The following is an 11,614-nucleotide window of genomic DNA, read 5'->3' as shown; positions in this document are numbered from 1 at the left end:
TAAAATACGGTATTTTAGCGAATAGGGTTTAAAGTGCAGAAAGGGCCCGGAGGCCCGGAGGTTTTAGTTACAGGCGGGAACGTTCCCGCTGTCCTTGGCGTATTCGACCATGAAGTCCTTCAGGTGCTTCGAATTTTTCTGGTACTTCTTGCTTTTGAAGTATTTCCAGGACTTCTTCGCTTTCTCGCTATTGAGATGCAGTTCGGCCAATCCCGCGCCGTTGTCCTTCATCATCTTTTTCCATGTTCTCCGTTTATAGGTAAAGGCGATATCCTGACCGTCATCATGGCAGGCTTTACACTGTTTATGAAACTCGCGCTGGCCTTTGTACACGGCTGCTTCGCCGACAGCACCGGTCAACAGTGCCGTAATAAGAACAGAGAAAACGACCTTCTTCATTCGCATCCTTTATCCAAGGGAGGTGTCACACAAGAATACATTATATATTATTATGCGGGCCTTAATTGTGACACTTTTGTAACAGGCTACTTAAACGCCATCTCTTCGGCCCTGGCAAGCAGTTCCCGGGCACCTTGTTCAATGAACGTCTCCGCCATTTTCCGGCCGAGATTATCGACGGCGTCTTTAGGGACTTCGACCGATTCTGCAAGCACTTCCGTACCGTCGGGGAGCCCGACAATCGCCTGGGTCAGCACCTGGCCGTTCTCGAGCACGGTGGCATTGACGCCGATCGGCACCTGGCATCCGCCCTGCAGGGTGTCGACGAAGTCGCGTTCGATCGTCGTTTCGATACGGGTATTCGTATCTTCAAGCCCCCGGGCGATTTCAAGGACTTCCGGATCATCGACGGCTTCGATCCCGAGTGCGCCCTGTCCCATGGCAGGCACCATATCGCCCAGCGCGATCGGGTAGACGTACTCGACGCTGTCGAGCAGCCCCAGGCGGTTGATCCCGGCCGAAGCAAGGATGATGGCATCGTAGTCGCCCTCTTTGAGCTTGCGGATACGGGTATCGACGTTCCCGCGGAGGTCCTTGATGGTCAGGTCCGGGCGCAAGGAGAGGATCTGCATCCGGCGGCGCAGCGACGAGGTACCGACGACCGCCCCCTCGGGCAGGGCATCGACACTGGCGTATTTTTCGCTCAGCATCGCATCGCGGTCGTCTTCGCGTTCGGTAATGGCGGCCAGCAGAAGCCCGTCGGGCATCTGCGTCGGTACGTCTTTGAGCGAATGGACGGCGAGCTGGGCTTCGCCTTTCAGCATCGTCTCTTCGATCTCTTTGAGAAAGAGCCCCTTACCGCCGATCTTTGCCAGCGGCACGTCGAGGATCTTGTCGCCGCTGGTGACGACGATTTTAAGCGACACTTCCAGCCCGGGGTTCTGCTCTTCGAGAACGGCCTTGATATGTTCGGACTGCCAGAGTGCCAGCTTGCTTCCGCGGGTTGCGATGACGAGTTTCTTCATTTAACGTTGACTCCCTTGTAACGGTTTTTGGTTGCATCTTTTTCGCCGTCGAAATAGACCGTCGGCGTGCCGCTGACCATCAGGGATTCGATGACAGCGTCATCCGATGCGACCTGGGCGTTGACTGCTGCTGCATGCAGATCACTGATTTTCAGGTTCGTGTTGACGGCTTTGTTGAAAGCATCGAGGATCTTCTGCTCATCCTTTTCGCGCGTGATCGTCGTCGGCACCTTGTAGAGCGAAAGCATGACATCCTTCCGCCCCTGGAGCTCTGCGGCCACTGCCGCGCGGGTCAGCGTCGGTGCGGCGGGGTGGAGACGTTCAAGCGGGAAATGGTAGTAATAGATGGCGAAGGTCTCCGGGTACTGCTTCATATACTCCACCGCCTTCGGAACGTAATTGCGGCAGAAAGGGCAGAGCGGGTCTGAGAAGATCGCGACCTTGTGCTTTGCATTCGCATTCCCGTAAATCAGGTTCTCTTTTTTGTAGTACTCGGCTTTGAATTTCGGGGCCACCGCGTCGCGGAGGCTTTTGCCCGTTTTCATATCCGTCAGTTCTCCGGTGATCACCTTGTCGTTGGCGAAATAGATGACACGCTGCTTCACTTCGCGCTCATCCTTGCCCTGCTTCACCTTCGCATCGAGCGATACGACGAAACTGTCCCACCCTTTCATGCCCTCGAGCGGTTGACGCTCGACGACCTTGACCGTCAAAGAGGTGATGGCGGGATTCTTGGAAAGGTTGTTCTTGAGAAAGGTTTCGACTTCGCTGTTCGTTGCGGCAAAAAGGCTAGCGCTTATCAGCATCGTCGCTGACAATTTCGACATCAATGACATGGTCATCCTTTTGAGTGTTGTGAGTTGATGAATCGTGCTTGGATTGTGACACAAATCGGTTAACCAACATCTTCGTGATGACACTGAACTGAAGCAGTACGCCGAAGATGTCCGTGAGAAAACCGGGGGCGATCAGCAGAAAGGCGCCCAGAATGGTAAAGAGGTTGAGCTGCTGAAATTCGAAGGGGTCGATGCGCGCCTGGTTCAACGCGTTGATATTCTCCGCCAGCGTGCCCCGAAAGTTCGCCAGGATCACGATGCCGACCAGGGCGCTCGCGATCAGCTCGACGAAGGTCCATACCCCGCCGATCGCCGAAGCGATGTTGACGGAGACGAGTACTTCCAGGAAAAGATAGAGGAGAAAGTAGATCATCCGATCCACTCCATTATGCGCGCGAGGGCTTCATCGGAAGGGACATCGCTCTTCGTGTCTTCGGCACGGTCAAAGAACTGGACGATGCCGTTGGCAAGCTCCTTGCCGATGATGACGGTGAGCGGGTATCCGACCAGTTCCGCGTCTTTCGCCTTGAACCCGAAGCGCTCCTTGCGGTCGTCCATAATGACGTCAACGCCCGCATTTTGCAGTGCTTCGTAAAGGCGCTCGGCCAGGGCCACCTGCGCCTCATCTTTGATGTTGGAGATCATCAGGTTGACCAGGTACGGTGCCGTCGTCTTCGTCCAGACGCACCCTTTCTCATCATGGTGCTGCTCGATGACAGCGGCAATGAGACGGCTCACGCCCATACCGTAGGTGCCCATCACGAAAGGCTCCGCTTTTCCGTTTTCGTTAAGGAACTGAGCCCCCAGCGGTGCGGAGTAGACGGTACCGAGCTTGAAGATGTGCCCGACCTCGATCCCTTTCGTATAGGAGAGCTTTCCGTCGCAGACCGGACAGCCGTCGCCCTCTTTGACTTCATAGAGCGCGGCGTATTCCGCCTCTTCCGGAAGGACCGAAAGATCGACGCCGACATAGTGGAAATCGGCCTCGTTGGCGCCGCAGATCATATTCGCCGCCCCTTTGACGTCCCAGTCAAAGATCGTACGCACGGCGTCCAGGTCCAGCGGCCCGATGAAGCCCGGAACGAGCCCGAGCGCCGAAAGCTCCTCTTCGTTGACATCGACGAGATCCAGCGCACCGCAGGCATTCGTCGCCTTGACCTCCTGCAGGTCGTCACAGCCGCGCAGGAAGAAGACGACGACCTCGTCCCCCTCTTCGTAGATCGCCCGCTTCGCCACGGCCTTCAGGGTGTAGTAGGGATCGACGTGAAAGAAACCACTCAGATCCTCGATGCTCTTGATGCCCGGTGTCGCGAACTTGTTGAAGTCCGCCTCCGGCGCCTCGGGAATCGTCGTACGCTCCGAACGTCTGGCGGCTTCGATATTGGCGCCGTATTCACAGCGGTCGCAGACGGCAAGGGTATCTTCGCCGCTGTCGGCAAGGACCATCAGCTCCTTCGAGCCCGACCCGCCGATCGCGCCGCTGTCGGCCTCGACAATGCGGAAATCAAGCCCCAGCCGCTCCAGGACGCGCTTGTAGGCCGCTTCCATGGCATCGAACTCGCGGTCGAGGTCCTCGTAGGAGGTGTGGAAGCTGTAGCCGTCTTTCATGACGAATTCGCGGGCGCGCATCAGGCCGAAACGCGGACGGGCCTCGTCGCGGAACTTCGTCTTGATCTGGTAGAGATTCAGCGGCAGCTGCTTGTAACTGTTGACGCGGTTGCGCACGAGGTTGACCATCATCTCCTCGTGGGTCGGTCCCAGGACAAAGAGGTTCTCTTTACGGTCACGGAAACGCAGCAGCTCCTTGCCGAACTTCTCGATCCGGCCGCTCTCTTCCCACAGCTCCGCCGGGGTGACGAAACTGAGGTCCACCTCCTGCGCACCGGCACGGGCCATCTCTTCGTTAATGATCGCTTCGATCTTTTTCAGCACCCGCTTGCCCAAAGGCATCAGGTTGTACAGCCCGCTGGCGACCTGGGCGATAAACCCGGCCCGGGTCAGATAGATGTGGCTCGGGAGCGCCGCGTCTTTGGGCGCCTCCTTCTCCGTCGGGATAAAAGCCTGGGACATACGCATTGTCGGTTACTCCTCACTCATGTCTAAAATAAATGCCATCGAATCGATCATGGCGTCGATGTCGCCCTCGTCGGCAGCCTTTCGCAGCTGCTGCACCTGCGGGTGCAGGAAACGCTTGATCGCCTGCAGCGCCATCTTCTGTGCCTGCGCTTCGTACGCTTCGGGCACGTAGCCCTTGCCGACGACGCGGGCCGCCTCCGTCGACGCCGCCGCGTCCGCGCGGCGGTAGAGCTCTTTGATCAGCGGCTCGATGTTGAGCGACTTGAGCCATGCGTAGAACTCCGCCGTGTAGCGGCCGACGATGGCGAAGGAGGCCTTGGCCTCCTCTTCGCGCAGCATGATGTTCTCGTCGACCGTGTTTTTCAGGTCGTCCACCCGGTGCACCGTTACCATCGCGTGGTCGATGTCGCCGATATCCCTCGGAACCGCCATATCGAACCAGTGGCACTCCCGCTCTTTTTTCAGACCGATCTTCCCGCCGATAATGGGCTCTTCCGCGCTCGTCGCCGTAAAGATCATGTCGTACTCGCCCAGGACGTCTTTGAGGCGCGTAAAGGGAACGAGCGTCCCTTTCACCTCTTCGGCCAGCGCTTCGATCTTCGCCATGGTTCGGTTCATCAGGCTGACCTCGGCCCCATGGTTCTTCAGGGTGCGCGCGGCGATAACGGACATCTCCCCCGAACCGATGACCAGCGCCCGTTTGCCCGACAGCGTACCGAAGGCGCGGCGTGCAGCCGCCACGGCGACACTGGCAACGGAGACGGGCTTGGAGGAGATATCGGTCTGGTTGCGCACTTCCGCGGCGCATTTGAAGGCGTAGTTGACCGCACGGGTCAGTTTATCGCCGCAATGTCCCCGCTCCAGGGCGAAACGGTAGGCGTCTTTGAGCTGGCCGGCGATCTGCGTCTCGCCGACGATGAGCGAATCGAGGGAGCTGGCGACGCTGAAGAGGTGGTGGATCGCCCCCTGGTCCTCGAAAAGCTCCGCCCTGCCCTCCAACTCGTTGAGGCTGATCCCCGAATGCTCATGCAGCAGCATAAAGAGGTGCTTGGCCGCTTCGCCGGGGTTGTTGCAGCTGCTGATCAGTTCAATACGGTTGCAGGTGGAGAGGACAAACGCCTCGTTCAGGTAGGGCGCTTCAAGGGTACGGGCGAGAAAGGTCTCTTTGGCAGCATCATCGTTAAACGCCAGCTTGTCCCGGATGGGGAGCGTCGTATTTTTATGCGTAAAACTGAGTATGAGATAGTGCATCAGAAGGTTCTCTGCATCATGGATTCGATGACGGCCTCGAGTGGTGCGTCACCGCTGACGGCGCGTTTTGCCTCGTCGCTGAGGGCGCGGGCCTGCGCGTAGGCGGCTTTGACCGCCCCGCTGCTTTCCAGCCCCGCTTTGAGCCATTGCGTCTCCTCTGTTGTCGCACTCCGGCCGTGAAGGGCGAGGAGACGCTCACGCGCCTCCCCCTCGAGCGTGCGGTAGAGGTGGATATACGGCAGGGTGCATTTGCCTTCGACGAAGTCGTTCATCGCCGGTTTGCCCAGCGTCGCTTCATCGGAAACGATATCGAGGATATCGTCGATGATCTGAAAAGCGATCCCGAGGTTCTTGCCGTAGAGCGCATAGGCATCGGCATCCTTCCCCGCGAGCAGGGCGGCGCACTTTGCCGCCGCCTCGATCAGGACCCCCGTTTTAAGATAGAGCATCTGCAGATAGCGCTTGTCATCCTCGTTGAATGTTTTCGCCATCTGCACATCCATCATCTCGCCGACGGAGAGGGAGGTAACGGCATCTGCCACGCTCTTGGCGATCCGGGCGTCGAACTGCGTCAGCTCGCTGAACGCTTTGGAATAGAGGATATCGCCGAGCATCACCGCCTGTTTGCTCCCCTCGGTCGCATTGACAGAAGGGGTGCCCCGGCGCAGCTGCGCCTCGTCGATGACATCGTCATGCAGGAGGCTGGCGGCGTGAATCAGTTCGATCACCGCCGCCAGCGTCACCGCGGCATCTTCCTCCCCCGCGATCATCATGATCAGACGGGCACGGAGGCGCTTGCCGCCGGACAGTGTTTCAAAAAGCCCGGTCGCGTACGGATAATCCACCGCCGCCACCATCTCCTGCATTCTCCGCGCTACCGCTTCGACCATCTCGGCGCCTACCCCCTACTCGCTCTGGCTGAGCACGTTGCCCATCGACTCGATATAGAGCTCCTTCGCCATCGCGTTGATCGCATCCGCTTCCTCGAACTGAAGCTGTTTGATCGTCCGTTCGAGCGTCGCATCGTCCATCGACTCTGAGAGGATTTTTTCCATTGCGGCCAGGCGCTCGATCAGGCGCTGGAGCTCCCCTTCGGCGACCGAACGGTTAGCATTGAAGATAACGTCCATGAATTTACTGCGAGGCGATCCGCTGAACATATCGCCTTCGTCTTCGAAAAGTGCTTCGTACATCTTGTGTAACCTTGAAAATAATTCGTGATTATACCCCTTTTGGGCTTAAGTGCATCTCCTCAACTCATAATCACCGTCCGGACTTTGCCAATCGCTACTTTACGATCCGATAAAAAAATAAAGCTAGAAAAAAATCATATTTTAATGGAACTGTAAGCTGTAACTTATAACAATCTGTTGTTGCTTAATTATGTAGATAATGCCAAACTCGTTGCGAAACGGGGACGGAAAGCCACGGGTCTCACTGAGACGGCCGGGTTGCCTAAACATAAACTAAGGTCTTCTACTCCTCGAGTGTCTTGCACACGCTCTACTAATTAGCACACAATTCTCGGTTCAACACAAGGTGACGGTACACTCCTTACTACTCAACCTGATGCCATCATACGGACGCTGACGTCTGTGCGGACGGCAGGTCTGTATGATTTTGAGTGTCCGTTTAATCACAGGGAGGGAAGTGTCGGCTTCCTTCCCTACCGCACTTCCTTTTCTCCTCTCATTTCAAAGCGCGTCGCTACCGTTTGATACGGTAGATGACGGCATAAAGCAACGGTACATAGAACAAGTTCAGTACCGTTGCCCATAATATCCCGTATCCCAGCGACACCGCCATCGGCTGCAGTATCTGTGCCTGACCCGAAGCGAAAAAGATCAGCGTCATGAGCCCGAGTACCGTCGTGATCGACGTCATCAGGATCGGCCGCAGGCGTGTCCGCGCCCGCCGCATCAACGCTTCGCTGTCCCTGGCCTGCCGGATGAAACTCACCATGATCAGGCCGTCGTTCACGACGACCCCCGCCAGCCCCACGGCCCCGATCAGACTCGGCATCGTAATGGTGAGGCCCATCACCCAGTGGCCGACATAGACACCGACAAGGACAAGGGGGATCGTGCTGAGCACGATCAGCGCCAGTACCAGCGAGTCGAACAGCCATACGAGGGTAATAAAGATCAGGAAGATCGCGACGGCCGCCGCCTGGGACATCTCCCGCTGCGTCTTGGCGTTCTCCTTCTCCTCCCCCTTGATCTCGATATCAAAGCCCTCTTTCCTGAGCCCTTCCAGCGTCGGTGCAATCGCCGCCATCACCTCCGACGATGTCCGAATATCCTTGTCCAGCGACGCATAGACGCTGCGGATACGCGCACCGTCCTCCTTTTCGATCGTCACATAAGCCTGCGTATAAATGAAGTCGGCGACGTCGCGCAGGGCAACGGTCTGCGTGCTGCCCGGGATCTGGATGCGGAAGGTCTCCAGACTCTCGGGGTCATCTTTCTGCACACTCTCGATGCGGATGCGGACCAGGCCGCTGGCACTGAACATCTTGCCGTATTCGCCTTTGAGGTAGTGGGCGCGCAGCTGACGGCTGATATCCGCCTCGGTAAGCCCCAGGTCGTAACCGTAGTCGTTGATGCGCAGTTTCAGCTCCCGCTCCCCGAGATCGGCATCATCGGAAATGTTATAGACCCCCGTCACGTCGGCCAGGGCTGCTTCCAGCACTTTCACGCCCTTGGCCAGCTCTGTATCATTTTTGCCCTCAAGCGCGAGCTCGATATCGTGCGCGACGACCCCCGTTCCCGGGACGGTGACATTGAAGTTCTCGAAGGTTTTCGTCCCGTCTTCTTCCGTGCGTTGGGCGAGCGGTTCCAGCCACCGCTTGACATCCTCACTGATCGCCTTCGCGTCGCGCTGCCGTTTGAGCACTTCGGCGTTATATTCAATCGAGAAGAAGGGATTGATGTAACGGTTGTACCAGTTGTCCGGGGCCCGTTCATGCAGGTCGATGAAGACCTGGAAAAGGTTTTCGCCGATTTCCGCCTTGTTCTTCGCATCCAGACGCATCCCGATTACCGCCGTCACCGAGGAGTACTCCTCGGGGTCAAGCTTCTCCAACAGCATCCGCTCGATGGCCGCAACCCTCTGCTCCGTATCTTCGAGCTCGTTGTTGATATTGACCTTCCCCGTCACATAGACCTGGGTCACATCGAAGGGAGGGAAGAGCTGAAATCGGCTCTGCGACACCATCACCGCCGTCAACGCCACGATGGCGCCGACGATCAGGAAAAGAGAGCGTTTGCGGCGGCGGAATAGCAGATGCAGCGTTTTGTCGTACCAGCGGTAGAGGTGCTCCCAGATGCTGTGGCTGACATGGCTCTCCCGGCGCAGGCGCAGCAGTTCGTGTGCGTGCAGCGGCAGGAAAAAAAAGGCTTCAAAGAGGGAGCTGAGCAGCAAAATGGTGATCATCACGGGCAGGATCTTGATAAAGGTCCCCATCTCCCCGCTGATCAGCAGCATCGGCAAAAAGGCAAAGACCGTCGTCAACGTCGCCGTCAGCACGGCGGGGAACATCTCCACCGCCCCCTGGATCGCCGCCTCCCTCCGCGGCATCCCCTCTTCCATATGGCGGTAGATGTTCTCCGCCACGACGATCGCTTCATCCACGAGCATCCCCAGGGCGATCAGGGCGCCGAGCAGGGAGAGCATGTTGAGCGAATAGCCGATCATCTCCGTCGCGATCAGCCCGATCATGAAACTCATCGGGATTCCCATCGCCACGACCAGCGCGATGCCGCGGTTGACGAAGATGAGCATGGCGGCGAAGACGAGAATCAGCCCGACGATGATGTTGGAGACGACCGTATTGAGACGGTTCTTGATCCAGACCGAGGTGTCGGTGTAGACCGCGAACTGCAGGTCCGGGTAGCGTTTTTCAAAGCCCTTGAGGGTTTCGCGGATCTGTTTGGCCAGGGCAATGGCGTTGCCCGATTTTGACTTGGTGATGTTGACGGAGACGTTGCGCACCCCGTTGTAGTGCGAGAGCTCCGTCGCGTCGCCCAGCTCGAAGGTGGCCGTAGCGATCTGACCGATTTTCACCCGCTTGCCGCCGACGCCGATGACCGTATTCTCGATCGCCGTTTCATCCTTCTCACCGTTGTAGGTGCTGATGTAGAGGTGCTCGCCCCGCCGCTTGACGGTGCCGACGGGAAAAATGGAGCTGAGGTTCTGCAGCGCCGAAACCACGGCGTCGGTGGAGAGGCCGTAGGCGTCCAGTTTGTCCGGGTCGATGCGGAAGACGAGTTCGTCGTCTGAATCGCCGCGGATCGTAATGTCGCTGAGCTCCTTGTAGCGTGACAGCGCGCTTTTGAGCTCGTCGGCGCGTTCGAGCAGCTCCGTCATGGGTGCCTCACCGGCGATGGCCACCAGCACCAGCGGGATCGTCTCTTCATGGATCTGCGCGATGGGTTCGTTCATGTCCGAAGGGAGGTCCCGCTTCGTCTGGGCGATGATATCCTTGACGTCGTTGAGCACGTTGATGTTCTGCGACCCCGGCTTGATGTCGGCCGTAATGGTGAACGCGCCGTTTTTGATTGTCGTCGTTACCGTCTCCAGCTCGCTGATGTTTCCCAGCTCGTCCTCGATGGTGGTAACGACCATTTTATCAAGGACATCCGCGCTCGCTCCGGCATACCCGCCGGTGATCGTGATCTTGTCCATCTGGACCGGCGGGAAGATCTCTTTGGGAATGTTGAGGTAGGCGAAGACGGAAAGAAGCAGGATGAACAGCAGCAGCATGTGGTTGAGCAGCGGTTTGTTCAGCGCGAACTCTATCAGGCGTGCAATCACGGCTGCTCCTCGACAAAGAGGGTGTCAAGCACCTGGTTTTTGAATTTCAGCGCCTCCACCCGCCGCTTGATAACGAGGTTCTCCTCTTTGAGCGTCTCGTATTCGCGCTGCATCGTCGCGATGTCGCGGCTCTTGTAGTAGATGCTGTTTTGAAGGTAGATCTTCGGGAAGAGCAGCATCCAGACGATCCCGAAGACCATCAGCATGCTGAGCAGAAACCGCAGGCCTATTCCCTTGCGGGTGACAATGGCGCTGCCGGTCTCTTCAAGGAGGTTGGCTTTATCGTCCATGGCAGTTCATCTCAAAAAGCCGCAGTTTCGCACTGCGGCTGCGGGGGTTCTCTTTGAGTTCGTCCGAGCGGGCCGTGATCGGTTTCTTCGGCCGGGGCCGCCCGATGGCATGGTCGTTCCCGCAGGTACAGCGCATCGCGTCGCTGGGGCAGATGCAGTTGCGGCTCCACTGCGCGAACCGCTGTTTGACAATCCGGTCTTCGAGGGAGTGGAACGAGATAATCCCGATGACCGCCTCGGGGAAGCAGGCACGTTCGCAGACGTCGAGCAGACGGTTCAGTTCCCCCAGTTCGTCGTTCACCTCGATGCGGATCGCCTGCATCACCAGCGTCGCCGGGTGGATCTTCTTGCCGCGGGGCGCGAAGGGGCGGACCGCCTCGGCAAGGGCCTTGGCGGACGTAAACGGCCGCTGCGTTGCGATCACCTGTGCGATCTTGCGTGCATTGGGGACCTCGCCGTAGTCGCGCAGGATGCGCTCGAGCTCCGCTTCGGCGTAGGTATTGACGACGGTCGCGGCATCCAGCGGCGCCGAAGGGTCCATCCGCATATCCAGCGTCTCGCTCTCAAAAGAGAAGCCCCGATCCTTTTCATCGAGCTGCAGCGAAGAGACGCCGATATCCGCGAGCACCCCGCGGATCTGCTCTGCGCCGTAATCCCGCACGATCGTCTCCAGCACGGCGGAGAAGCGCCCTTTTCGGATCTCGACACGCTCTGCGAACGGGGCGAGCCGCTCCGTCGAGAAACGGATCGCCGTCTCGTCCTGGTCGATGCCCACCAGGCGGAGTTTCGGGTTCGCTTCAAGCAGCAGGCTGCTGTGCCCGCCATACCCCATGGTACAGTCGACGACAATGCCCGCTTCGCAGCCGGAAAAAGCTTCGGTAACCTCACGGTAAAGTACCGGGATATGGGGGATGTTTTGCAT

Annotated in this window: 11 protein-coding genes and 1 riboswitch; all 11 genes read right to left on the bottom strand. The window is 58.1% G+C overall.

All coding sequences use genetic code 11. The features are described 5' to 3' along the window. Positions 1 to 63: 63 nt before the first annotated feature. A complete protein-coding gene (locus WCY31_RS04625) occupies positions 64 to 399 on the bottom strand; it encodes a cytochrome C (protein ID WP_345971092.1) in 336 nt (111 codons plus the stop codon). 86 nt (positions 400 to 485) lie between these two features. Next, a complete protein-coding gene (gene hemC, locus WCY31_RS04620) occupies positions 486 to 1,424 on the bottom strand; it encodes a hydroxymethylbilane synthase (protein ID WP_345973361.1) in 939 nt (312 codons plus the stop codon). Further along, complete coding sequence (locus WCY31_RS04615; protein WP_345973359.1) at positions 1,421 to 2,251, bottom strand: thioredoxin domain-containing protein; 831 nt, start codon at positions 2,249 to 2,251, stop codon at positions 1,421 to 1,423. Before WCY31_RS04615 ends, hemC begins: the two co-directional genes overlap by 4 nt. Beyond that, positions 2,214 to 2,633 (bottom strand): FxsA family protein, encoded by a 420-nt coding sequence (locus WCY31_RS04610; RefSeq protein WP_345971089.1) that lies wholly within the window; start codon positions 2,631 to 2,633, stop codon positions 2,214 to 2,216. The genes WCY31_RS04615 and WCY31_RS04610 overlap by 38 nt, the downstream gene beginning before the upstream one ends. Next, a complete protein-coding gene (locus WCY31_RS04605; RefSeq protein ID WP_345973358.1) occupies positions 2,630 to 4,336 on the bottom strand; it encodes a proline--tRNA ligase in 1,707 nt (568 codons plus the stop codon). The genes WCY31_RS04610 and WCY31_RS04605 overlap by 4 nt, the downstream gene beginning before the upstream one ends. 6 nt (positions 4,337 to 4,342) lie before the next feature. Continuing rightward, positions 4,343 to 5,587 (bottom strand): glutamyl-tRNA reductase, encoded by a 1,245-nt coding sequence (gene hemA / locus WCY31_RS04600; protein ID WP_345973356.1) that lies wholly within the window; start codon positions 5,585 to 5,587, stop codon positions 4,343 to 4,345. Further along, the gene (locus tag WCY31_RS04595; protein ID WP_345971087.1) at positions 5,587 to 6,477 is read right to left on the bottom strand and encodes a polyprenyl synthetase family protein; all 891 of its coding nucleotides are present in this window, start codon (positions 6,475 to 6,477) and stop codon (positions 5,587 to 5,589) included. The genes hemA and WCY31_RS04595 overlap by 1 nt, the downstream gene beginning before the upstream one ends. A 15-nt stretch (positions 6,478 to 6,492) precedes the next feature. Next, complete coding sequence (locus WCY31_RS04590) at positions 6,493 to 6,780, bottom strand: DUF2018 family protein (RefSeq protein ID WP_231020851.1); 288 nt, start codon at positions 6,778 to 6,780, stop codon at positions 6,493 to 6,495. Positions 6,781 to 6,971: 191 nt separating this feature from the next. Then, positions 6,972 to 7,046, top strand: a riboswitch (cyclic di-GMP riboswitch). Between the two features lie 248 nt (positions 7,047 to 7,294). Next, positions 7,295 to 10,402: an efflux RND transporter permease subunit gene (locus WCY31_RS04585; RefSeq protein WP_345973355.1), complete on the bottom strand. Its 3,108-nt coding sequence runs from the start codon at positions 10,400 to 10,402 to the stop codon at positions 7,295 to 7,297. Then, positions 10,399 to 10,692 (bottom strand): hypothetical protein, encoded by a 294-nt coding sequence (locus WCY31_RS04580; protein ID WP_345971084.1) that lies wholly within the window; start codon positions 10,690 to 10,692, stop codon positions 10,399 to 10,401. The genes WCY31_RS04585 and WCY31_RS04580 overlap by 4 nt, the downstream gene beginning before the upstream one ends. Beyond that, positions 10,682 to 11,614 carry a 16S rRNA (cytosine(1402)-N(4))-methyltransferase RsmH gene (gene rsmH, locus WCY31_RS04575; protein WP_345973354.1) on the bottom strand — a complete coding sequence of 311 codons (933 nt, stop codon included), beginning with the start codon at positions 11,612 to 11,614 and terminating at the stop codon, positions 10,682 to 10,684. The genes WCY31_RS04580 and rsmH overlap by 11 nt, the downstream gene beginning before the upstream one ends.

It is taken from the genome of Sulfurimonas sp. HSL3-1, from assembly GCF_039645995.1.
GTDB classification, from domain to species: Bacteria; Campylobacterota; Campylobacteria; order Campylobacterales; family Sulfurimonadaceae; genus Thiomicrolovo; species Thiomicrolovo diazotrophicus.
The sequence above is the reverse complement of the archived record's forward strand: the minus strand, read 5'-3'. Positions and strand labels throughout refer to the sequence as shown.